We start from the raw sequence: 21,639 nt of genomic DNA, 5'->3' as shown, positions 1-21,639 counted from the left end.
CCGGGGAGTGTCCGGGATCAGCCGCTGCACTTCTCGGTGTAGTAGCTGACGAAGGCGGCGACCTTCTTCTCCTCGGTGCTGCTGATCTTGTCCTGGTCGGCCTTCTCGACCATCACCTCGAAGCCGTCGCGGGCCGGGCCGGGGATGCCGGCCGGGGTGCCGACCTCGGCCAGGTCGTGCGAGAACGAGCTGGCGTCGGACATGTCCGCGTCCTTCAGCGCCGCGCAGAAGTCGGCTGCACTGGCGTCCTTCGGGGCGGACGATCCGTCCGCAGTGCCACAAGCGGCGAGCGTCGCGAGGGCGGCGATGGTGCAACCGGTGACCAGGCCGCGGACGAGGGTGGTGGTGTTCATGTCTGTTCCTTCGGGGATGGGATGGATGGGTCAGCGCCAGAAGCGGCGGCCTGCGGACCGGCTGCTGGTGCGGACGGTGTACTCGCCCCTGAGGTTCTTCCGGCTCGTACGAGGAGTCGGACTCAGGTCGTTGATGCTGGGGATGTAGAGCGCGTTCATGGGTTTCTCCTGGTTTCTCGGGCGTGGAACAAGGTTCTCGGGCAGGCGTGCAAACGCCGTGGAACTCTTGTGGAGGCTTGTGCGCAGCCTGTTCAGCGGCTGTCGCAGGCCCGGTAGGTGCGGGTCGCCGTGACCGAGGCCTTCTTGCGCTTGCCCGGCGGGTCCACCACGAGACGGACCTGGACCTTGCCGGTGCGGTACCGGTCCAGTCCTGCCGCGAAGATGCTCCGTCCTGCTTTCGGCTTCTTGAGCGACTCCACCCGACGGCCGTCGACGTACACGGTCGCGGACCTGACCTTCCGGCCGAACCGGACGACGACCCCGCGGTCGGCGCAGGCGACCTGGTTGCCGAGGGTGACGTAGCGGGCTCCGGAGCCGGCGGTGGAGCCGATCGCCTCACCGACCTCGTCGAGCTCGACGTGCACGGTCCCGGTCCCCGAGAGGCTGGCGCCGCCCTCGCCGGCGGAGAGGTACGGGTCCCACCCGACGCGGCCGTACAGGCGATAGCTTCCCGCCGGCAGGTAGTAGGTCGCCGCCGACGTCCCGCCACCCGAGGAGACGCTGAGCGACAAGCCGAGGTCGGACCCCTCCACCGGCTCGATCTCGGCACGGGTGTCGGTCTCGCGCGTCGCGGAAAGACGGAGCGTCACCCAGGAAGCCCGGGTGGTGGTGATGTCGACGTACGTGCTGAGGCCCGCGTCCGTGGAGACGCCGCAGCCCTGGCCCGCGACGGCGTCGACCCGCACGCCACCGGTCGCGCCGAGGTCGAGAGTGTCGAGTCGTCCGTTCCGCAGGGTTATCGACGAGGATCCGGTGATCTTCGGGGTGACCGTCAGCTGGCTGGCGTTGTTCTTGTAGACGGTCCAGAGCCCGGCCGCCGTGCGGGTGGCTTTCGCGCCGGTCAGCGGGATCTCCTCGGTGTAGCTCGTGAACGGCATCGACGTCGTGCAGCCGGTCCCGAAACCGTTCGCGCCGATGTGGGTCAGCATGTTCGGCGTGGACACGGGGTCGGCCGCCCGTGCGGTCGGCGTCGGCAGGACAGCGAACGAGGTCAGGGCGAGACCTGCCACGGCAGCAGCCTGGGCGAAGGCGGAGAGGGAGTTCTTCATGGTGGTGCTCCTTCGATCGATTCTGGTCAGCGCGCCGGGGTGCAGGCGCGGTAGGAACGGGTGACGGCGACGGTCTTCCTGGTGCGGTGACCCGGTGGGTCCACCACGAGCCGGACGCGCACCGAGCTCGTCCGGGTGCCGTCGAGGACGGGGAGAGCGACGACCGAGCCCGCCTTCGGCCTGCTCACCGTGCGGACCTTGCGGCCGTTGACGTAGAACGTCGCGGACTTCACCCGCTTGCCGAATCGGGCCGGCAGCTGGTGGGTGGCGCAGGTGACCCGGTTGCCCGGTGCCACGTACCGGGTGCCGCTTCCCGAGGCAGCCGCGTGCGCTCCGCCGGTGTCGTGCAGGGCCACCTGGGTCGTTCCACTCCCGGTGCGCTTGCTGCTGGGAGCGCCCGCGACGAGGTCGGTGCTCAGCAGCATCTCGGTGGCGAGGGAGTAGGTACCGATGGGCAGGTACCAGTTCGCCGATGCCTCACCTCCGGCCAGGGCGTCGATGCGGACGGAGGTCGTCTCGTCGTGGGAGTACAGGCTCAATGCGACTTGCGCCCGGCTCGTCGTGGTCGTCCGCGCGCTGAACCACTGCGGCCGCGTCAGGGTGAACACCAACCGGGTCTCGACCCGGGTCCACGTGCCCACACCGCACGTCTGCGTGGGTTGGGTCGTGACGTCGAGGGCCGCGGTGCCGGAGAAGGTGAGGGCGGCCAGCTGACCGTCGCGCACGGTGACCTTTCCCTTGCCGAGCGCGGACCGGGTGACGTCGCTGCGCACGCCCGCGCTGTCGGTGATCGAGGCGCCAAGGTTCGAGCCGTGGGACGAGGTCGAGCCGTTCGTCGCCAACGGGGCGTAGGTGCGCTGGCCCGGGTCGCTCACGGAGCATCCGGTGCCGATGGCATAGCTGCCCGAGCTGGCGACCAGCTCGGCGTTGACGACCGGTTCGGCTGCCCGGGCGGAACCGGGCAGCAGCACGATCGTCGTCGTGGCCAAGGTGGTGCCGAGGACGTGGGCGAGGGTCTTCTTCATGGTCGTTCCTTCTGGTCAGGGGTTCAGGGGAGCCGCGCACGCGCGGTAGCTGCGAGCGGTGGTGACGATGGCCTTGCGACGCTTGCCGGGCGGGTCGACGACGAGCCGGACGCGGACCGTCCCTGGGCGGGTCGCGGGCAGGCCGGGCACGGAGACCGACGCTCCCGGCCGGGGCCTGCGCACGGTGCGGACCCTCTTGCCGTTGACGAAGAAGGTCGCGGTGCGGACGCGCGTGGCCTTGCCGGTGAAGTCGACCGGGAGGGTCCCCGTCGCGCAGGCGACCCGCGGGCGCGGGACGGCATACTTCACCCCGGCGCCGGTGGCGCGGGTCGAGGCCGAGCCGACCTCGGCGAAGTCCACCCGGATGCGTCCGGAGCCGTCGCGGGACGTCGAGGCGCCGCCGGCGGCGTCGCCGAACCAGGACACGCCCACGATGAGGTGGTACTCGCCGGGTGGAACCAACCACCGCTGGTTGCTCTCGGTCGCAGTGTCGTAGGAGTCGAACCGGAACTTGATGTCGCCGAGCGGGTCCTGCATCCGCAAGGCCGTGCCGGTCTCACGTCCCGCTCGCGAGGTCAGGGTCATCCACAGCGGGCGGTCGAGCGTGAACGTGAGCTCCTGGTCGGCGGAGGCGAACGTGCTGGCTCCGCACGGGTTGCCGGCGGCGCCGAGGATGCCGACCCTGCCCTCCGCGAGCAGGTCGACCGAGGACGGCACACCGTTGCGCACGCGGGTCGACGCCGTCGCCTTGGTGCGCTGGACGGTCTGGGTGCGGTGGGCTGCGCCGGTGTCGTCGACGTTCCCGCTGCGGATGACGTTGCGGACGACCGCACCCCCGTTCGCCGGCAGTGTCACCGACTCGTAGCCGCTCGGGTCGCCGCTGACCGAGCACCCGACGGTGCCGTCGAAGCTCGTGCCCCAGCGGACGGTGGCCGTCGCCTGGACTGCGGTCGGGGCCGCCTGGGAGGCGGGGGCCGGCGCGAGGCCGGCCCCTCCCAGGGCAAGGGCTGCTGCGGCGGCGCCGCGAGCGAGGGTGCGGGGATCCATGGTTCTCCTAGAGGTGTTGCTCGGGGTGGGGGCTCAGGCGCGGGTGGCGGTGACGACCCGGTACTCCCACTCGAGGTGCAGGGCGCCGCCGTCGGTGATTCGGCCGGACGTCGTGGCCAGCTCGATCAGGTCGGACCGCAGCGCGGCCTTGCCCTCGTCGTCGAGGCGGCTCGAGGCGCTGAAGGTCGGGCCGTAGTAGGTCAGGAAGTGGTCCGCGTACGCCGACGCCGAGGCGAACCGCACCGGGAGCAGGTGCACCTTCGAGGTCAGGCCGGTGACCCGGTCGCCGAACAGGTCGGCGACGACCTCCTCGTCACCCCAGCGCAGCGGGGACTGCGCCCCCGGCGGCGGGGAGACGTGCCGGCTCGCGGTGGCGAGCATGCCGCCGACGAACCCCTGCGCGGTCCAGCTCGCCAGGGCGATGCGACCCCCGGAGCGGCTCACCCGGACGATCTCGTCGGCCGCTCCCTGGTGGTCCGCGGAGAACATCACGCCGATCGCCGACACCACGGTGTCGAACGAGCCGTCGGCGAACGGCAGCTTCTCGGCGGGCGCCTCGACGAAGTCCACGACGACCTGCTCGGCGGCCGCTCGGTCGCGGGCGATCTCGAGGAGGGCGGGCACGTAGTCGATGCCGGTGGCGACCGCGCCCTGGCGGGCGGCGGCCAGCGCGCTGTGGCCGGTGCCCGTCGCGACGTCGAGGACCTTGTCGCCGGGGCTGACCCGGGCGGCTGCGACGACGGTCTCGTTCACCGGCACGGTGAGGGCGGCGATCTTGTTGTAGTCACCGCTGCTCCAGACGGCCTGCTGCTTGGTGAGGAGCTCGTCGGTGGTGAGGTTCTGCGTGGTGGTCATGGGGGGCCTTTCGGATCTGGGCCGCTCGGATGCGGACCGGGTTGATGTCGAGAAGCCTCGGATCCGGGCGTGCAACTGGCGTGCAGCTTTTGTGGAGGCGCGGAGGGACGCTTCGCCGTACGCTTTCTGGCGTGGGTCCCTCCTTCAGCCTTCTGGGCCCGCTCGAGGTGCGGTCCCCGTCGGGGGAGCTGGTGCACCTGGGCGGGCCGAAACCGCGTGGGCTGCTGGCGATGCTGCTGGTCCACCGCGGACGACCCGTCTCGGTCGACCGGTTGGTGCACGGCCTCTGGGGCGAGAGCCCGACCGAGGCGGCGGCGACAACCCTGCGCAGCCACGTCGTCCGCGTCCGCCGGTTGCTGGAGGAGTCCGGTACGCCGGCGACCCTCGGCCGTCGCTCGGGTGCCTACGTGCTCGAGGTCGACCCCGCCGAGGTGGACGCCGACGTGTTCGAGCAGCTGCTCGGTGACGGTCGCGCCGCTGCCGCCGCCGGTCGTCCCCACGAGGCCGTGGCGCTGCTCGACCAGGCCCTCGACCTGTGGCGCGGTGACGTCCTCGCCGATGTCGCCGACGCCGAGTTCGTGACCGCCGTCGCCACCGACCTCGCCGAGAAGCGCCTGGTCGCCGAGGAGGCCCGGCTCGACGTCCGGCTCGCGCTCGGTCAGCACCAGGACGCCGTGCCGGTGCTCACGACGCTGGTCGAGGAGCACCCGTTCCGCGAGCGGTTCGCCGCACAGCTCGTGCTGGCGCTCTACCGCAGCGGCCGTCAGGCCGACGCGCTCGCCGTCGCGGCGGCGACCCGGGAGCGACTGGCCGACGAGCTCGGTCTGGACCCGGGTGCGGAGCTCGTCGAGCTGGAGACCGCCGTGCTGCGGCAGGACTCCTCGCTGGACCTCGCCGCCGTACCGGTCGTGGCGCCGAGCGCCGCGGCGGCGGCTGTCGGCAGCCCGCTGGTCGAGCGCGACGGCCAGCGTGCCGTGCTCGCCCGTGCGATCGCGGGCGCAGCGTCCGGCCAGGGCAGGTGCGTGGCCGTGGCCGGCGACGCCGGGGTCGGCAAAACTTCCCTGGTGCGCGCCGCCTGCGCGGACGCACCGGTGCGGGTGCTGCGCGGTCAGTGCGACCCGTTGACGACGCCGCGCTCCTACGGTCCCCTGCGCGACATCGCCTCCGCGGCGGGCATCACGATCTGGGACAGCGGTGCCGAGGTCCTCCTCGCCGACGTCTGCGACCAGGTCGTCGCCGGTCTGGTCGAGGAGCCGACGGTCCTGGTCGTGGAGGACCTGCACTGGGTCGACGCGTCGACGGTGGAGGTGCTGCGGTTCCTCGCGCGCCGCTCGGCGACGCTCAACCTCTCCCTGCTGGTGACCTACCGCGACCACGAGGTCGGCGTGCAGCACCAGGCCCGCCCCCTGCTCGGTGATCTCGCCCGCCTCGACCACGGCCACGCCGTCCAGCTCGACGCACTGACCGTCGACGGCGTCGGCGAGCTGCTCGGCGACAGCCCTCTCGACCCCGTGCGGGTGCACGAGCTCACCGGCGGCAACCCGTTCTTCGTGCTCGAGGTCGGCAGCGACCCGGACCGGCCGTTGCCGGCGACGGTCCGCGACGCCCTGCTCGCCCGCACCGCCGACCTGTCGGCCGAGGACCTCCGGGTCCTGCAGCTGGCGTCGCTGTCCCCGGAACGTCTCGACGACGCGGTGATCCGGGTCCTCGGCGTGGACCTGCCCACCCTCGACCGGTTGCACGCGACCGGTCTGCTGGCGACCGAAGGCACCGGGCTCGCGTTCCGGCACGACCTGGCCCGGCAGGCGGTGGGCAGCACCATCCACGCCGCCGGTGCGCCGCGGCTGCACGCGCAGGTCCTCGACGCGCTCGAGGCGGCCGGCTGCAAGGAGCCCGAGCTGCTCACCCACCACGCCGTCGCGGCGCTCGACACCGAGCGCGCGTTCCAGCACGCCGTCGCCGCCGCCGAGCTCGCCGCTCGCGCCGGGGCGCACACCGAGGCGGCCGCCTTCTTCGAGATCGCCCTGCACAACCAGGACGACGCGGCGCCGGGCGAGCGCGCCCGGTTGCTGCAGCGGCTGGCGTTCGAGCAGTACCTGATCAGCCGACTGCCCGAGGCGATCGACAACATGGGTGCGACCTTCGACCTGTGGGAGCAGGCCGGTGACGGCGGCGGGTTGGCCTCGGCGTACGACACCGCAGCGGTGTTCGCCTACTACGACGCCGACCGGCGCCAGGCCGAGGCCTACGCGGACCGGGCGGCGATGGTCGCGGAGGGCGCCGGGCTCGCCGTCCCGCGCGGCTGGGCGCGGGCCACCCGCGGGCTCCTCGGGTTCTTCAAGGGCGAGCTCGACCTCGCCCGCAGCTGCGCGCTCGAGGCGGCCAACGCAGCGGACGAGGGGAACGACCGGATGCTGAGCGTCCGGGCCGACATGATCGACGCGCTCGCCGAGCTCGCGACCGGGGACGTCTCGGCCCGACCGCGCCTGCTGCAGCTCATCGGCGACGCGCGCGAGGGCGGCTGGGACGAGCTCGCCTCGACCGGGTACTCGCAGCTCTGCAGCCTGGACGCCGAGCACAGCCGGATCGGCATGGCCCAGGACGTGCTCGACATCTCGATCCCGTTCACCGACCGTCGGGACCTGCCGATCTGCCGGCACTGGCAGACGGCGATCCGGTCGCGGGTCGCCCTCAGCTCGGGTCGGTGGGACGACGCGCTGACCGATGCCGGCGCCGTGATCGGGACGGCCGGCATGCCGGTGGCCCGGCTGTGGCCGTTCCTGATCTCCGGTCTCGTGCCGGTCCGTCTCGGGACCGCCACCGACGACACCGGGAGGATCGCACCCGAGATCGCCGAGACGTTCGACCGCGCGTGGGAGATGGCCGTCGCTCTCGACGAGCCGATCCGCCGGCTGTCCGCCCTCGCCGTGCTCGCCGAGGTGATGTGGACGACGGGTATCCCGGATCCGCGCGTCACCGAGCACGCGGTGCCGGACCTGGGTCGTCTGGCCGGTGAGCCCGGCGCCTTCTGGGCGGCCGGCGAGCTGGCCGTCTGGCTGCGCCGGCTCGGCGAGACGTTCTTCGTGCCGACCGGGCTCGCGGAACCGCACGCCGCGTCGTTGACCGGGCGCCACCAGGAGGCGGCGGCGTACTGGGAGGAGCGCAACCACTCCTTCCAGGCGGCGCTGTGCCTCCTCGACTCGGGCGACGTCGGCGACCGCGACCGCGCGCTCGCCGAGCTGACCCGGCTGGGTGCGGTCGGCACGGTCGCGCGGCTGGCGCAGACCGCCGAGACCGTCGCCTAGGCCCGCTCGACCCGGCCGCAGACCTGGATCAGTGGTCCCTCAGCCACCAGCGACATCGAGCTGAACCGGGTCGAAGGTGTCCACGGACCGAGGACCCTGCACGTCGTGGTCGTCACGGCTGACATCCTGTGACCATCGACGACACACGGCAGACCGAGAACGGAGCCGGCGACGACCCGGCGCCGGACGCCTCGCTGCGCCGCGACATCCGGCTGGTCACCTCGTTGCTCGGCCGCACGATCGCGGCGACCGAGGGCGAAGACTTCCTCGAGTTGGTCGAGCGGATCCGGGCACAGGCCAAGTCCGACGCCCTCGCCGACCTGGGAGCGCTGGACCTGGCCACGGCCGCGACGCTGGCCCGCGCGTTCACGGCGTACTTCCACCTGGCGAACGTGACCGAGCAGGTGCACCGTGGTCGGAGCTTGCTGGAGCGGCAGACCGAGCACGGCAGCTGGATCGAGCAGGCGCTCGGTCGGATGGACGTCGCCGGTGTGCCGGCGGACGTCCTGGCGGCCGACGCGGCCCGGGTGACGGTCCGGCCGGTGTTCACCGCGCACCCGACCGAGGTCACGCGCCGCTCGACCCTGGACAAGCTGCGCCAGATCGCCGCCCTGCTCGAGCAGCCGGACAGCCCGCGCCGGACGCGACGACTCGCCGAGAGCGTCGACCTGCTGTGGCGCACCGACGAGATCCGCGTGGAGCCGCCCGAGCCGGTGGACGAGGCACGCAACGGGGTCTACTACCTCGAGGGACTCGCCGCTGCTGCCGTGCCGGACGTGCTCGAGGAGCTGCGCGACCAGCTGGCCGCTCGCGGCGTCGAGCTGCCGTTGCAGTCCGCCCCGTTGCGGTTCGGGACCTGGATCGGGGGAGACCGCGACGGCAACCCGAACGTGCTCCCGGCCACGACCCGGGAGGTGCTCGACCTCCAGGCCGTGCACGGCGTGCGGATGCTGCGCAAGGAGGTCGAGAAGCTCCGGCGCGACCTGTCGGTCAGCGACCGGCTCTCGGCCGCGTCACCGGAGCTCCGCGACCGGCTCGAGCACCTGATCTCGGTGCTGCCCGAGGTCGAACCGCGCTACCTGCGCCTCAACGCCGAGGAGCCGTACCGGCTCTTCCTCACCTGCGTCGGGATCCGCTTGCAGCTCACCGAGGAGCGCATCGTCGCGCACGGGCGCCGAGTGGTGGACCGCGACTACCCGGGCTCCTCGGCGCTGCTGGAGGACCTCGTCCTCCTGCGGGACTCGGTGCTCGCGCACCAGGGCGAGCAGATCGCCGGTGGGGGTCTGGAGCGGCTGGTCCGCACGGTCGCGGCGACCGGGTTCACGCTGGCCACGCTCGACGTGCGCGAGCACGCGGAGAAGCACCACCACGCGGTGGGACAGCTGATCGACCGGCTCGGCACCGCGCCGGGCCCGTACGCCGACCTCGACCAGCCGGCGCGCAGCCGGGTGCTCGCGGACGAGCTCGCCAGCCGACGGCCGCTGGCGCCGAAGCCGCTGCCGCTCGACGAGGACGGGGCCCGCACGGCGGCGGTCTTCGACGTGATCGCCGACGCACTCGTGGAGCACGGCCCGCGGGCGGTCGAGAGCTACATCATCTCGATGACGCGGAACGCCGATGACGTCTTCGCCGCGGTCGTCCTGGCTCGCGAGGCCGGGCTGGTCGACCTCGACGCCGGGGTGGCCCGGATCGGCTTCGTCCCGCTGCTGGAGACGGTGGACGAGCTGGAGAACGCGACCGAGATCCTGCGTGCCCTCTTCGCGGAACCGACCTACCGTGCCCTGGTCGCCTCGCGCGGCGACATCCAGGAGCTGATGCTCGGCTACTCCGACTCCAACAAGGCCGGCGGCATCACCACCTCGCAGTGGCAGATCCAGCGGGCCCAGCGCCGCGCGCGCGACGTGGCCCGTGAGTTCGGGATCCGGTTGGTCTTCTTCCACGGTCGCGGCGGCTCGGTCGGTCGTGGCGGTGGTCCGACGTACGACGCGATCATGTCGCTGCCGTGGGGCACGGTCGACAGCGAGCTCAAGATCACCGAGCAGGGCGAGGTCATCTCCGACAAGTACGCGTTGCCCGTGCTGGCCCGTCAGAACCTGGAGCTGTCGCTCGCCGCGACGCTCGAGGCCAGCGTGCTGCACAAGAAGGACCGCCGCACACCGGAGCAGGCCGCGTCCTGGGACGACGCGATGGACCTCGTCTCCGAGCACGCCCACGCCCGCTACGCGGGCCTGGTCGATCACCCGCGGATCTCGGAGTACTTCCTGGCGGCGACGCCCGTCGACCTGCTCGGCGCGCTGCACATCGGGTCGCGCCCGGCTCGGCGTCCGGATGCCGACGCGGGTCTCGACGGGCTCCGGGCGATCCCGTGGGTCTTCGGCTGGACCCAGTCCCGCCAGATCGTGCCGGGCTGGTTCGGCGTCGGCACCGGGCTCGAGGCCGCCTCGGCCCGGAAGTCCGACCTCCAGCTGATGTACCGGGAGTGGCCGTTCTTCCGGACGTTCCTCGACAACGTCGCGATGACCCTGGCCAAGACCGACCTGGAGGTGGCGCGACGCTACGTGACCGCTCTGGTCCCGGCGGAGCTGCATCCCATCCTCGACGAGCTGGACGCCGAGTACGCACTGACCCGGGCGCAGCTGCTCGACATCGTCGGAGACGCGGAGCTGCTCGAGCGTGACCCGATCCTGCGCACCACGCTGGAGATCCGGGACAACTACCTCGAACCGCTGCACCACCTCCAGGTGACCCTGCTCGCTCGCCGACGTGCGGGGGAGGAGGAGCCCGAGCTGGAGCGCGCCCTGCTGCTGACGATCAACGGGATCGCAGCAGGGATGCGGAACACGGGGTAGGGGCGAGGCTCGCGGTCCTTGACCTGCCCTGACCCGAGGGCCAGAGTGCTGTTGATCCCTCAACAACATGAAAGAGGTGCGGATCAATGGACAACACCTTCTGGGAGCTCGTGATCTTCGTCGGGCGCCTGCTGTTCGTCTTCCTGTTCATCGGTTCCGCCATCGGTCACCTGACGCAGACCGATGCGATGGCCGGTTACGCCGAGTCGCGCGGTGTCACGGCTCCGCCGCCCAAGCTCGCCGTGCAGATCAGCGGCATCGCCTTCCTCGCGGCCGGCGTCTCGATCCTCCTCGGCATCTGGGGAGACATCGGGTCGCTCGGTCTGGCCGTGCTGCTCGTCATCACGGCCGTGATGATGCACGCGTTCTGGAAGGAGACCGACCCCATGGCCAAGCAGATGGAGATGGTCGCCTTCAACAAGGACATCGCGCTCGCCGGCGCGGCGCTGTTCCTCTGGGTCTACTTCCACTTCGACCTGGTTCCGTGGACCATCACCGGCCCGCTCTTCGACGCCTACTGAGCCGAACCTGTCTGACGAGAACCCCCGATCCGCCGCGGCGGGCCGGGGGTTCTCGGCGTTCCAAGGCGTGGTCAGCGGCCACCAGCCGCAACCTGATTGTCTATATAGTTGATCGAGAAACATGACACCTCCCTGAAGTCGAGCAACCATGACCACGTCGCTGAGCCTCCCGGCTGCCCCGCCGGTGCTGCGGTCGGCGGCTGCTCCGGTGCGCCGAAGCAAGGTTCCGGCGGTGGTTCTCCTGCTCCTGGGTGCTGCGCTCGCCCTCGGCCCGGTCGTCGGGGGAGTGTTCTCCAAGGTCGCGTCCGGGCAGCAGCTGATCGACGCCGTCGCGCCGCACCTGACCCTCGACGCGCTCGACCGGTACGACGGCGACCTGGCCACGCTGCGCAACGGCGCGGCCGCGGTCGACGCCGTCTACGCGAAGCAGGACGTCGCGCGGGGCACCTACCCGGGGCTCGACGAGTACCGCGCGAAGGCCGGCGCGATCGACCGGCGGGCGAGCGACCTGCTCGCCACCATCCGTGCTTCGGAACCCGACTACCGCGAGGTCGCGTCGATCGGCGGGTTCGACCGGGTGCCGTTCCTCGTCGTCGCAGCTGGTCTCTCGCTCGCCTATGCCGGCGGTGTCCTGCTCGGCGGGCGCCGCCGTACGGGCGGGGCCCTCGTGCTCGCCGGCGTCGCGTCGGTCGCCCTGATCGGCTACCCCTTCGTCAGCGACCTGGTCAGCGGCTCCCGGGCGGGAGAGCGGCTGCAGGCCGCGCTCGCGCCGGTGATGACGCACGGGGTGGTCGAGCAGCAGCAGCGTGATTTCGTGGTGCTGGTGCACGCGGTCGGTGAGCTCGACACCACCTTCGGGGACGTCCCGCGCGCCGGGCGGGCGGCACGCGACGTCGCTGCCCTGGTGAAGTCGTGGCCCGCCGTCTCCTCCGACCTCGCCGACCTGGTCGGCGCCCTCAACGACAACATCGACAACGACCGCGCGCTCGCGGACCTCGACGACCTCGGCAAGCCGCTGGGCACCTCCGGACTGGTGGCGCTCCCGTGGTTCCTGGTCGGCGCGGGAGCCGTGGGCGTACTGGCAGCGCTGGCCTCGTGGCCGCGCCGACGAAAGGACACCTCGTGAACACGTTCAGGAACCGAGCGCTCGCCCTCAGTGCCGCCCTCGCGCTGGCGGTGACCGGTCTCGCCGGTTGTGACGGCACCGACGAGAAGGCCTCCTCGAGCAAGGGCACCGAGCTGGTCGGCATCGTGAAGCTGGCGCCGGGATCGTTCGAGGACGGGAAGCTGTCGGGCACCTGGTTCCGGATGGTCCAGCTCGGCGGCACCGTCGCGAAGGGCCCGTTCATGGTCAACGGCAACTCCCAGGCCGACGGCGGCAAGGCCACCCTGCTCGCCCCCGGGACCTCGGGCGGACTGCGGCTCGGTGGGTACCAGTCGCAGCCGAAGCCGGCGTTCGACAAGCGCGGCAACTCGCTGGCGGCGGCGATCACCAAGCCCGTGAAGTTCTTCGCGGTCGAGTTCAGCATCGCGACCAACACCGTCGACCCGCAGACCCAGACCGAGGTCGCGCCGCCGACCGTCTACGTCAAGGACGGCAAGCTCACCGCCGACATGTCGTCGTGGGGTGTCACCTGGAACAACCAGGTCTTCAACCAGGGTGCCCCGAAGCCGGTCTCGAGCACGCAGGCCAAGGCTGTCGGGCAGGAGGACGCCGAGAAGGTCTGGGACTGGGTCGCCGGGAAGTACCTCGAGAAGGCTCCCGCCCCGACGATCTCCGGCAAGGGCGCGACCGGCACGTACGACGCGAAGACCGGCAAGTTCGTGCTGCAGTGGACCAGCCTGATCAAGGGCGGTCCGTTCAACGGCTTCACCGGCGCCTGGCACCTCGAGGGCACCTTCACCCAGGACGCGAAGGCTCCGGGTGGCACGTCCTGACGCGCCGGGGACCGGCCTCGCGATCGAGGTCGTCGACGCCGGCAAGGTGATCGACGGGGTCACCGTCCTCGACGGCGTCACCTTCACCGCGCACCCCGGACGCGTGACCGCGTTCCTCGGTCCGAACGGTGCCGGCAAGTCCTCGACGCTGCGAGCCATCCTCGGCATCGACCACCTCGACACCGGGCACGCGCACATCGGCGGCAAGCCGTTCCGCGACCACGCCCGCCCGCTCGCCGTCGCCGGCGCACTTCTCTCCCCGGACGCCGCGCACCCGACCCGGTCGGCACGCGGACACCTCGAGGTGGTGGCGGTCAGCAACGGTCTGCCGCGGTCCGCGGTGACTGCGGTGATCGAGCTCGTCGGTCTCGGCGACATCGTGGACCTGCCGTTCGGGCAGATGTCGTTGGGCATGCGGCAGCGGCTCGGGCTCGCCACGGCGCTCATCGCCGATCCGGCGGTGGTGATCCTGGACGAGCCGCACAACGGTCTCGATGCCGCGGCGATCCGCTGGCTGCGGCAGGTGCTGCGGTTGCTCGCCGACGCGGGCCGCACCGTGCTTCTCTCCAGCCACCTGATGGGCGAGCTCGAGCAGATCGCGGACGACGTGGTGGTCATCGACGCCGGCCGGGTGGTCGCGTCCGGTTCCCTGGCCGCCTTCGTCGAGGGGTCCTCCCTCGAGGAGCGCTACCTCGCGACGGTGAGCTCGGCATGAGTTCCTTCGCCCCAGCGCTCCGCGCCGAGCTGGCCAAGCTGCGCACCGTCCGCGGCTTCCGGGTCGGGCTGGTGCTGTCCGCCCTCTCGCTGCCCTTGTTCTCGTTGCTCGTCGTCTCCGAACGGCGGCCTCGGAGCGGGCGACACCGTCACGAGCGGAGCTGCGACGGGCAGCGTCGTCGCTCATCTCGGGTTCGGGGCCTGGGCCGCAACGCTCGCCGGCAGCGAGTACGTGAACGGCACCATGGCCGTCAGCCTCGCGACCGTTCCGCGCCGTTCCGTCCTGTACGCCGCCAAGGTCGCGGCAGGTGCCCTCGTGGCGGGTGTCGCCTCGCTCCTGGCTGCCGTCGTGTCCTTCCTGATCGTCCTCGGGGTGACGCCCGACGGGCACCGCACCGGCAACCCGTCCGCCCTCCTCGGCATCGTCCTCGCCACGGTCGCGGTCTCCGCCGTCGGTGTTGCTGTCGGGGTCCTCACCCGGTCCTCGACGGCGGCGATCGCTGTCGTGGCTGCCGCGATCCTGCTGCCCAAGACCGCGGCCGGGCTGCTCGGCGACCTCCAGGAATGGGTCGTCGGAGCGAGCCCGGGGACGGTCGTCACGCAGTTCGTCAGCGGCGCCCAGCTTGCCGCGGATCAGCGGTTCCCGGGTGGTGCGGCGGCCGCCGCGTCGGCGATGCTCGCCGTCGCCGCCCTGGCCGTGCTCGTCGCGGCTGCTGCCTTCCACCGCCGCGACGGGTAGCCCTGTACGGTCTCGTGAACGGGGTTCGCGAAGGAGGTAGCAGGCATGGGCCGCCCGCAGGAGATCGACGTCGACGTACTGCTCGGCCACGCGCGGGACCTCTGGGTGGAGAACGGGATGCAGGCCCTGACCATCAGAGCGCTCAGCGCGAGGTCGGGGGTGTCGAACGGTGCGATCTACCACCACTTCGCCTCCCGCAACCACCTGCTCGGGGAGGTCTGGGCGCGCGAGGCAGCGATCTTCCGTGCCTTCCAGAGGGACCGGATCCAGCGCGCCCGCGACGAGGGCGGTCCGGTCGACGCGGTCGTCGCCGCAGCACTGGCCACCGGTGAGTACGCCGAGGTCGAGGGTGCTGCCGTTCGGGTCCTGCTCGCCTCGCGGCCGGACGTGCTCAACGAGGCCGAGCTGACGGCTCCGGTCGTCGAGCAGCTCCGCGAGCACCGCGCCGACGCTGCCGGCCTGGTCGCCAAGCTCGCCGTCGACGTCTGGGGGCGGGGCGACGTCGACGCCATGATCCTGATGCGCAACTGCGTCGTCGACATCCCGGCCCGGCTGTTCATGGGTGGGCGGAGGCCCAACGATCCGCTCGCTCGCTATGCGATCGAGCATGCTGTCCGCGGGCTCCTCGAGGCCGGTCCGCCGGGCTCCTGAGGCTGGGCGACCCGGGTGCTGCTGAACAACCCGCGGACGACCAGCAACTCAGTTGCGGCACTCGGGCCGGGCGGGCGACCCTGGGTATCTCGCCTCGCTCCTGGGGCGGACGGGCTCCACAGGTCTGCCTGTGCTGCGACCGTGATCCGTAAACAGTGGTCCGACCACATCGGCAGGAGCTCTTGAGCGGGAGTCGGCCCGGCTGACTCCCGCTCTCGCTGCGACGTCCGAGCACGCGGATCGGCCGAGTTGAGGGCGTCGGAGGACGGTGGCAGAACGCGGTGGTCCAGGGAGAAGGATCAGATGGGGTAGCCGGTGTCGTCGCACCTGGCTGCGGGATGGCTCGATCAGCGCCGCTCGGGCCACCGCCAGTCGATGGTCATGGCCCCTCCGACCTCGATGCCCCGCCACTGCGCCGCGAGATCGTCGAGGCGCTCGAACGCGCGGTCGAGATCGGTAGCGGTGAGGTCCGTGGGCGGAGGGTGCTGGAGGACGTCGTGACTGCCGGGCAGGTGTCCGCGGTGCCTGAGCCAACGGGGGTAGACCTGCGCGGCGAGCTCCTCCGACCGTGCCATGTCGCCCCCGGTGGCCCTGTTCCGTCGCTCGACGTTCCGCGCCCACGCCTTGGTCCGGAGCTCGTCGGTCGGCACGAACGTCCCAGCGTTGCCGCCTGCTGCCAGCTGGCCGAAGATGCCCTTCCGCAGCTCGAACTGCTCCTCGACCACCAGGTGCACGAGGTCGTGGGGAATCAGGTCGGAGTAGCCGGGTGCAGGGTCCATCCGCAGGTCGCCGTGCCGGTCGCGGAGCACCGCCACCGCATACCGCCGTTCTCCGGTTCGCTCGAATCGCACCCGCATGGTCGACAACCTAGGCGCCAAGCCCGATCGCCCGACAACGTATTTCGTGACGTCGCCGAGACATTCCTCGTCATGGGATCTGTGTGACCGGCACGTAGCCGGTCGTGCGCGCGGTCGGCCCTCAACGCGCCAGATGCAGCTTCACGGGCAGCCTGGTCGGCCCTCGCAGTGAGCTGTTCGTCGACCAGGTCACGGGGCCGGCGTGCTCTATCCGCTCGATCCGGGCGACCAGCTCGGTCAGAACGCTCTGGGTCTCCATGCGGGCGAGCGGTGCGCCGACGCACATGTGCGCGCCGTAGCCGAACCCCACATGCGTCTTGTTCTCGCGGTCGATGCGGTACTCGTCCGGGTTCTCGAAGGCCGCCGGATCTCGATTGGCTGCGCCGAAGGACAAGAGGATGCGCGAGCCCGTCGGAATGGTGACGCCGGCGACCTCGTAGTCGGCGCAGGTGTAGCGGTAGAGGTTCTGGATCGGGCTGCTGAACCGGAGCTGTTCCTCAATGGCGGCGGGGACGAGGTCGGGGTTGCTGCGGAGCAAGTCGTACTGGTCCGGGTTGCTGGCAAGGCTGTCGAACAGGCCGCCGAGCAGGTTGGTGGTGGTCTCGTTGCCGGCGATGAGCAGAAGGATCGCGATGAGGAACAGGTCGTTGTCCCCGAGGCCGTTGGTCTCGTTGACGAGGAGGCGACCGAGGACGGTGTCGGACTCCTTGAGATGGCCCGCTCGGAACTGTCGGTGGAAGTAGGTGTGCAGCGACTTCAGTGCGGCGAGTGCCTGAGCGGTGTGCTTGGCTCCTTCGAAGGTGGCGGAGGTGTCCATGATGCGCACCGCGGATTCGGACCACCGTCGGAAGTCGTCGAGGTCGACGTCCGGTACACCGAGAACGTGCGCAATGAGGTTCATGGGCATGGGGACGGCAAGCTTGGCCATGACCTCCCCGGCCGGGTCGCTGAGAAGCTCGTCGAGCAGCTCGGTGGCGAGCTTGTGGGTCATGGCACGCCACGAGTCCATCGCGCCACGCGTGAAGGCGGGCTGGATCTGCTTGCGCAGGGCGCTGTGCTGGGCCCCGTCGGTCAGGACGACCAGCGGTGCAGCGATCCGGAACCGCGTGACGCCCACGGCGCTGGTGACCTTGTCGGTGGCGCGCAGCGCGTCGCGGACGTCGTCGATCCGACTCAGGATCCACGTCGCTCGCCGCGGGTTGTAGTGCACACGCCCGGTCTCGTGGAGACGCCGGTACGCCTCGTACGGCTGCGCGGCGGTGCTGGGGTCCAGAGGGTCGTAGTCGGTGTTGACCCCGCCGACCCAACCGCGGCGCCCCCTCGCCATCGTTCGGGCGACGCCAGCCACGTTCAGGGCAACCGCTCGGCGCGCGATGTCCGGGATGCTGATGCTGTCGAGGGGGGAGGAGTTGGTAGGCATGGCTCCTGCGCGTGATCGTCGTCTTGTCAGCGGAAGCTGGTGATGCCGCCGCAGTGGTACTTGTCCCCGCCGTAGGAGGACCACTTGCCTGAGGTCACCTGCAGGAAGCGCACGCAGCCGGCTGCCTTCTTGGCGCCCACGTCCTGAGGGGCGTGCAGACCGTTGGCGGTCCAGCGGTGGACCTGCTTGAGACTGGCTACGAGGTTGGCTCGGGTCAGGCGGCCCCCCAGCGCCGTGGCCCGCTCGACGAACAGTCGTGCAGCAGACCAGGCGTAGAGGCCGGGGTAGGTCGGCTGCGCACCAGGGGCGACCTGCTGGAGCCACTTCAGGTAGAGGCGCATCTCCGGGTTCTGGGCAGCGTCCTCGAACGGGGTGAAGCCCGCGACGACCACGGATTTGTCCACCGCCTTGCCGCCGGAGGCGTAGTTCTTGTCGTACATGACCGCTGTGTTGATGAAGAGGTCCGGCTTGAACCCGGCCGACTCCATCGCCCGCGCCATCCGGACGCCCATCTCGGCGGATCCGTACATCTGCACGATCCGCACGCCCTTGGACTTCATGTTCTGCACGTACGGTCCGTAGTTGAACTCGGCGATGTCGAACGGCGAGACGTAGACGAATTTCCACCCCCGCTTCTCCTCGGCCCGAACCTGCCCCTTGGCGGCGTCGACGCCTGCCGACGCGTTGACGTAGACCATGGCGGCCTTCTGGGTCGCCGGCTTGTTGGTGCGGGTGAAGTAGTCCGGCACCGCGTTGGGGAAGAACTTGCCCAGCGGTGCTTCGGCTCCGAAGCAGTTGCCGCACTGCGCACGCGCGTCGTTGGTGACGATCGCGTGTATCTCGGGGATCTTGCACTTCACCGCGGTAGCGGCGCCACCGGTGTCGAACGCCGACATCGAGCCGACCGCCGCGAACGTCTCGTCGCAGGACTTCTGCGTGGCGACCTGGTCCGCGCTGGTGTTGGTCTGGCTGTCGTACGCCTTCACCTCGAGCTTGCGACCGCAGAGCGACGAGGTGGAGTTGAAGTAGGCCGCATAAGCCTTGGTGGCCTGCACGGCGGGGGTGAAGATGCCGGGGACCGGTCCGCTCTGGTCGGCGATCGTCGCCACCGTGATCGCGGAGTCGCTGATACCGGTGAAGTTCTTGAATCCTGCGCAGGACCCAGCCTTGACCCCGGAACCCGTCGCGGGAGCGCCCCCGCCACCACCGGAACCACGAACACTGCCTCCCGCAGAACCACCGGGGGTCACCGGCTCGCCCCCGACCTGTCCACCGCCGGCGACAGGTTGCACCCCTCCAGGTTGTCCGCCGGGCGCGACCTGTGTCGTCTGGCCGGGTCCGGCAGTCGCGGACACCGATGTTCCCAGCGCCGCCGAGTTCGCCCGTGCGACATCCGCCGGGTCGAGCGCGGAGCCGCCGCAGCCGGCCAGCACGCTGGCCGCCACGGCCAGTGCAACACCCACGGTCGCGCGCCTCGACAGATCGGCTGTTCTCACCGGGTCATCATCGCTGCGATTCGGCGCAAACGGGCCGAGTCGGCGAAATCGTCGTCCGTCGAAACGCCCTGTCCGTCGCTCCGTCCGTGGCATCGTTGCCGACCAGACCCGGGCTGGTCACAGGAGGAGAAACCTGCATGCAGAGTGTCGCTGTTGTCACCGGAGGGAGCGGGGGGATGGGCCTGGCCACCGCCGGCGCCCTGGGACGCGACCACCACGTCGTGATCGCCGATCTGGATGAGGAGCGTCTCGTCACCGCGATCGCTGCCCTGGCGCGGGACGGTGTCAGCGCCACCGGACTGACCGCGGACGTGACCGATCGTGCAGCCGTGCAACGTCTGTTTGCCGAGGCGGCGGCGCTCGGTCCTGTCGCTGCCGTTGCCCACACAGCAGGCGTCAGCCCGCAGATGGGCTCATCGGACCTGATCGTGCGCGTGAACGCTCTCGGCACGATTCACGTCACCCAGGCAGCCCTCGGCGTCGTGGCCCCGGGGGCGGGTGTCGTCCTGGTTGCCTCGCTGGCGGCGCACATGTTCCCGCGGGTGATCGTTCCTCGTCGCCACTTCCGCCTCGCGGACACCGACCCCGAGCGGATGGTCCGCAAGCTGACTGCGGCTGCCGACCGTGGACCGCGCGAGGTGCGGTCGGCCTTTGCCTACGCGATCTCCAAGAGCTTCGTGGTCCACCACGCCAGCCGGAATGCGGCTCGTTTCGCCGATCGTGGTGCGCGAATCATCTCGGTGTCTCCGGGAACCTTCGACACCGAGATGGGTCGCCTGGAGGTCAAGAGCGGGTCGGACCGAATGCTCGACTTCGCTGCGATCAAGCGGTTCGGGCGCCCGGAGGAGGTCGCCGACCTGATGGCCTTCTGCGTCAGCCAGAGGGCCGGCTACCTCACCGGTGTGGACATCCTCCTCGACGGAGGCACCCGCGCCGGGATGGGTCTGCGCGAGCTGGTCCAGCTTGCCCGGCGTACCTCTGAGCTCCGCGGGGCCGGCTCGTGACCGCCCCGCCGGTCGCGATCGTCACCGGCGGGGCCGGCGGGATCGGGCTCGCCACGGCGCGCGCCCTCGGCGTCGACCACCACGTCGTGCTGGCCAGCACGAACCGGCGGAAGCTCGACGACGCGGCCTCGCTCCTCCGCGCGGAGGGGCACTCGGTCGAGTCGATCGCGTGCGACATCGCCGACCGTTCCTCGGTCGAGTCCGTGTTCGTCCGGGCCGCGGCGAGAGGACCTGTGAGGGCGGTCGTCCACTCCGCCGGCGTCAGCCCCCAGATGGGTTCGGGCGAGCAGCTCCTGGAGGTGAACGCGCGCGGGACGGCGAACGTCGGGGAAACCGCACTGCAGAACCTGGGCGACGGCGCTGCGGTCGTGCTCGTCGCCTCCCTGGCGGCGTACACCTTCCCCGACCTGGTCATGCCGACCCGCACGTACCGCACGGCCCTGACGGACGTCGATGCGTTCACGCGCAGGTTGAAGGCCCTCCACCGGGTCGTGCCGGAGCCTCTGCGACCCGGGATCGCGTACGCCGTGGGCAAGCACTTCACCCGCTGGTACGCCGCCGAGCGCGCCGGAGCTTTCGGGGCTGTCGGCGCTCGCATCCTCTCGGTCTCACCGGGCGCCTTCGACACCGACATGGGTCACCTCGAGAGGAGGACCGGGTCCGGAGTCATCGTCGCCAACTCCGCGCTGAAGCGGTACGGCCGGCCCGAGGAGGTCGCGGCCCTGATCGCGTACTGCGTCAGCCCTCGTGCGCGGTACCTGACCGGGACCGACATCCTGTGCGACGGCGGAGCCCGCGCCGGTCAGACCGTTGGCGTCACCCTCCAGCTCGCGCGACGCATCTGGTCCGACCGGTAACCGCCTGGCGTCAGGCGGCGATCCCCACCGCCGAGAAAGCAGCCGCGAAGAACAATGCGGTCGGAACGCTCAGCGCCAGCGCCGGCGCCAGCACCCTCGGCGTACGCCCGGTCGCGACCACGACGCCGACGCCGAGCCCGGCCAGCAGCAGCCCGGTCCACGCCAGGTCGAGGTGGTACCCGCTACCCGGTTGGCTGAGCGTCGTCCAGCCGAGCCCGGCCCAGATGTGCAGCGCCTCGCCGAGCAGCACGCCGCCGCCGGTTGCAGCAGCCACGACCTTCTGCCACCACTCGCCCTGGGTCACCCACGACCCGGCGATGCCGAACACGGTCCCGGCGCAGACGCCGAAGACCAACCACATCCGGGTGTTCGCCGACCAGAGCGTCGCCGTGCCGGCCTGGTCGGTGAGCACGGCCCAGAGGTAGTAAGCCTCGACAGCGACGAGCAGCATCACGACACCAGCGACGGCGGAGCGCAGGGGGTCGGTGCGCAAGCCGACGCCGAGCAGGAAAGCACCGAGCGCCCAGACCGCGCTCGCATTGGCGAGGTTCGCCCACGGGTAGCCGATGTGGTTCATGGCGACCAGGTCGCCGATGCCGAGAGCGACGCCGACGACCGCCGGGACGACGAGCAGCGTGCGGGCGTCCTCGGGCAGGGTGAGCGGGGCAGGTCGAGTCTGGGTGGGTCGGGTCTGGCTCGGGAGCGCGATCATGGGTCCAGCGTTGCCGGCACACGGGCGC

General features: G+C 71.1%; 21 protein-coding genes. 11 read left to right on the top strand and 10 right to left on the bottom strand.

From position 1 onward, the window contains the following. Positions 1 to 17 precede the first annotated feature (17 nt). The 6 genes from ABIE44_RS07365 to ABIE44_RS07340 all read right to left on the bottom strand — a co-directional run bounded on the left by ABIE44_RS07365 (position 18) and on the right by ABIE44_RS07340 (position 4,548). Positions 18 to 353 carry a hypothetical protein gene (locus tag ABIE44_RS07365; RefSeq protein ID WP_209720079.1) on the bottom strand — a complete coding sequence of 112 codons (336 nt, stop codon included), beginning with the start codon at positions 351 to 353 and terminating at the stop codon, positions 18 to 20. Between the two features lie 30 nt (positions 354 to 383). After that, complete coding sequence (locus tag ABIE44_RS07360) at positions 384 to 512, bottom strand: hypothetical protein (protein WP_354437910.1); 129 nt, start codon at positions 510 to 512, stop codon at positions 384 to 386. A gap of 92 nt (positions 513 to 604) precedes the next feature. Beyond that, positions 605 to 1,621, bottom strand: coding sequence for a hypothetical protein (locus tag ABIE44_RS07355; protein ID WP_209720081.1), 1,017 nt, complete (start codon positions 1,619 to 1,621; stop codon positions 605 to 607). A 26-nt stretch (positions 1,622 to 1,647) separates the two neighbouring features. Further along, positions 1,648 to 2,646: a hypothetical protein gene (locus tag ABIE44_RS07350; RefSeq protein WP_209720084.1), complete on the bottom strand. Its 999-nt coding sequence runs from the start codon at positions 2,644 to 2,646 to the stop codon at positions 1,648 to 1,650. 15 nt (positions 2,647 to 2,661) lie between these two features. After that, the gene (locus tag ABIE44_RS07345; RefSeq protein ID WP_209720087.1) at positions 2,662 to 3,693 is read right to left on the bottom strand and encodes a hypothetical protein; all 1,032 of its coding nucleotides are present in this window, start codon (positions 3,691 to 3,693) and stop codon (positions 2,662 to 2,664) included. 33 nt (positions 3,694 to 3,726) lie between these two features. Continuing rightward, on the bottom strand, positions 3,727 to 4,548 hold the full coding sequence (locus ABIE44_RS07340) for a class I SAM-dependent methyltransferase (protein WP_209720089.1): 822 nt from the start codon (positions 4,546 to 4,548) through the stop codon (positions 3,727 to 3,729). Between the two features lie 131 nt (positions 4,549 to 4,679). Here ABIE44_RS07340 and ABIE44_RS07335 point away from each other — a divergent pair, with 131 nt between their 5' ends. From ABIE44_RS07335 to ABIE44_RS07295, 9 genes are all read left to right on the top strand, one after another. Continuing rightward, a complete protein-coding gene (locus ABIE44_RS07335; protein WP_209720092.1) occupies positions 4,680 to 7,853 on the top strand; it encodes an ATP-binding protein in 3,174 nt (1,057 codons plus the stop codon). A gap of 27 nt (positions 7,854 to 7,880) precedes the next feature. Continuing rightward, positions 7,881 to 7,985, top strand: coding sequence for an LUD domain-containing protein (locus ABIE44_RS07330; protein WP_502912756.1), 105 nt, complete (start codon positions 7,881 to 7,883; stop codon positions 7,983 to 7,985). After that, the gene (gene ppc, locus ABIE44_RS07325) at positions 7,982 to 10,702 is read left to right on the top strand and encodes a phosphoenolpyruvate carboxylase (RefSeq protein WP_209720096.1); all 2,721 of its coding nucleotides are present in this window, start codon (positions 7,982 to 7,984) and stop codon (positions 10,700 to 10,702) included. Before ABIE44_RS07330 ends, ppc begins: the two co-directional genes overlap by 4 nt. 86 nt (positions 10,703 to 10,788) lie before the next feature. Beyond that, positions 10,789 to 11,223, top strand: coding sequence for a DoxX family protein (locus tag ABIE44_RS07320; RefSeq protein WP_209720099.1), 435 nt, complete (start codon positions 10,789 to 10,791; stop codon positions 11,221 to 11,223). A 148-nt stretch (positions 11,224 to 11,371) separates the two neighbouring features. Continuing rightward, positions 11,372 to 12,349, top strand: coding sequence for a hypothetical protein (locus tag ABIE44_RS07315; RefSeq protein ID WP_209720102.1), 978 nt, complete (start codon positions 11,372 to 11,374; stop codon positions 12,347 to 12,349). Then, on the top strand, positions 12,346 to 13,161 hold the full coding sequence (locus ABIE44_RS07310; RefSeq protein WP_209720105.1) for a hypothetical protein: 816 nt from the start codon (positions 12,346 to 12,348) through the stop codon (positions 13,159 to 13,161). The genes ABIE44_RS07315 and ABIE44_RS07310 overlap by 4 nt, the downstream gene beginning before the upstream one ends. Continuing rightward, entirely contained in the window at positions 13,148 to 13,876 is a 729-nt protein-coding gene (locus ABIE44_RS07305; protein WP_354437909.1) for an ABC transporter ATP-binding protein, read from the top strand. The genes ABIE44_RS07310 and ABIE44_RS07305 overlap by 14 nt, the downstream gene beginning before the upstream one ends. Before the next feature lie 243 nt (positions 13,877 to 14,119). Further along, positions 14,120 to 14,614 (top strand): hypothetical protein, encoded by a 495-nt coding sequence (locus ABIE44_RS07300; protein ID WP_502912722.1) that lies wholly within the window; start codon positions 14,120 to 14,122, stop codon positions 14,612 to 14,614. Between the two features lie 45 nt (positions 14,615 to 14,659). Next, positions 14,660 to 15,265: a TetR/AcrR family transcriptional regulator gene (locus tag ABIE44_RS07295; RefSeq protein WP_209720110.1), complete on the top strand. Its 606-nt coding sequence runs from the start codon at positions 14,660 to 14,662 to the stop codon at positions 15,263 to 15,265. Between the two features lie 347 nt (positions 15,266 to 15,612). On the opposite strand, the gene ABIE44_RS07290 is transcribed toward ABIE44_RS07295, so the two are convergent. The 3 genes from ABIE44_RS07290 to ABIE44_RS07280 all read right to left on the bottom strand — a co-directional run bounded on the left by ABIE44_RS07290 (position 15,613) and on the right by ABIE44_RS07280 (position 19,005). Next, positions 15,613 to 16,122 carry a hypothetical protein gene (locus ABIE44_RS07290; RefSeq protein WP_209720113.1) on the bottom strand — a complete coding sequence of 170 codons (510 nt, stop codon included), beginning with the start codon at positions 16,120 to 16,122 and terminating at the stop codon, positions 15,613 to 15,615. A 121-nt stretch (positions 16,123 to 16,243) separates the two neighbouring features. Then, positions 16,244 to 17,542, bottom strand: coding sequence for a cytochrome P450 (locus ABIE44_RS07285; protein ID WP_209720116.1), 1,299 nt, complete (start codon positions 17,540 to 17,542; stop codon positions 16,244 to 16,246). A gap of 26 nt (positions 17,543 to 17,568) precedes the next feature. After that, positions 17,569 to 19,005, bottom strand: coding sequence for an ABC transporter substrate-binding protein (locus ABIE44_RS07280; RefSeq protein WP_209720119.1), 1,437 nt, complete (start codon positions 19,003 to 19,005; stop codon positions 17,569 to 17,571). Positions 19,006 to 19,175: 170 nt separating this feature from the next. Between ABIE44_RS07280 and ABIE44_RS07275 the strand changes: the two genes are divergently transcribed. Then, positions 19,176 to 20,042, top strand: coding sequence for an SDR family oxidoreductase (locus ABIE44_RS07275; protein WP_209720122.1), 867 nt, complete (start codon positions 19,176 to 19,178; stop codon positions 20,040 to 20,042). Next, positions 20,039 to 20,899, top strand: coding sequence for an SDR family oxidoreductase (locus ABIE44_RS07270; protein WP_209720125.1), 861 nt, complete (start codon positions 20,039 to 20,041; stop codon positions 20,897 to 20,899). The genes ABIE44_RS07275 and ABIE44_RS07270 overlap by 4 nt, the downstream gene beginning before the upstream one ends. Before the next feature lie 10 nt (positions 20,900 to 20,909). On the opposite strand, the gene ABIE44_RS07265 is transcribed toward ABIE44_RS07270, so the two are convergent. After that, positions 20,910 to 21,611 carry a DUF6518 family protein gene (locus ABIE44_RS07265; RefSeq protein WP_209720128.1) on the bottom strand — a complete coding sequence of 234 codons (702 nt, stop codon included), beginning with the start codon at positions 21,609 to 21,611 and terminating at the stop codon, positions 20,910 to 20,912. Positions 21,612 to 21,639 lie beyond the last annotated feature (28 nt).

The sequence above is a fragment of the Marmoricola sp. OAE513 genome, assembly GCF_040546585.1.
GTDB lineage: Bacteria > Actinomycetota > Actinomycetes > Propionibacteriales > Nocardioidaceae > Marmoricola.
Note: the sequence above shows the minus strand (reverse complement) of the source record. Positions and strands in the feature narration are given on the sequence as shown.

Bases quoted from the DNA above. Each gene is read 5' to 3' on its own strand.
- ABIE44_RS07300 (WP_502912722.1), top strand. From the start codon at position 14,120: ATGGCCGTCAGCCTCGCGACCGTTCCGCGCCGTTCCGTCCTGTACGCC.
- ABIE44_RS07315 (WP_209720102.1), top strand. From the start codon at position 11,372: ATGACCACGTCGCTGAGCCTCCCGGCTGCCCCGCCGGTGCTGCGGTCG.
- ABIE44_RS07350 (WP_209720084.1), bottom strand. From the start codon at position 2,646: ATGAAGAAGACCCTCGCCCACGTCCTCGGCACCACCTTGGCCACGACG.
- ABIE44_RS07360 (WP_354437910.1), bottom strand. From the start codon at position 512: ATGAACGCGCTCTACATCCCCAGCATCAACGACCTGAGTCCGACTCCT.
- ABIE44_RS07320 (WP_209720099.1), top strand. From the start codon at position 10,789: ATGGACAACACCTTCTGGGAGCTCGTGATCTTCGTCGGGCGCCTGCTG.
- ABIE44_RS07275 (WP_209720122.1), top strand. From the start codon at position 19,176: ATGCAGAGTGTCGCTGTTGTCACCGGAGGGAGCGGGGGGATGGGCCTG.
- ABIE44_RS07285 (WP_209720116.1), bottom strand. From the start codon at position 17,542: ATGCCTACCAACTCCTCCCCCCTCGACAGCATCAGCATCCCGGACATC.
- ABIE44_RS07365 (WP_209720079.1), bottom strand. From the start codon at position 353: ATGAACACCACCACCCTCGTCCGCGGCCTGGTCACCGGTTGCACCATC.
- ABIE44_RS07355 (WP_209720081.1), bottom strand. From the start codon at position 1,621: ATGAAGAACTCCCTCTCCGCCTTCGCCCAGGCTGCTGCCGTGGCAGGT.
- ABIE44_RS07345 (WP_209720087.1), bottom strand. From the start codon at position 3,693: ATGGATCCCCGCACCCTCGCTCGCGGCGCCGCCGCAGCAGCCCTTGCC.
- ABIE44_RS07295 (WP_209720110.1), top strand. From the start codon at position 14,660: ATGGGCCGCCCGCAGGAGATCGACGTCGACGTACTGCTCGGCCACGCG.
- ABIE44_RS07265 (WP_209720128.1), bottom strand. From the start codon at position 21,611: ATGATCGCGCTCCCGAGCCAGACCCGACCCACCCAGACTCGACCTGCC.
- ABIE44_RS07340 (WP_209720089.1), bottom strand. From the start codon at position 4,548: ATGACCACCACGCAGAACCTCACCACCGACGAGCTCCTCACCAAGCAG.
- ABIE44_RS07290 (WP_209720113.1), bottom strand. From the start codon at position 16,122: ATGCGGGTGCGATTCGAGCGAACCGGAGAACGGCGGTATGCGGTGGCG.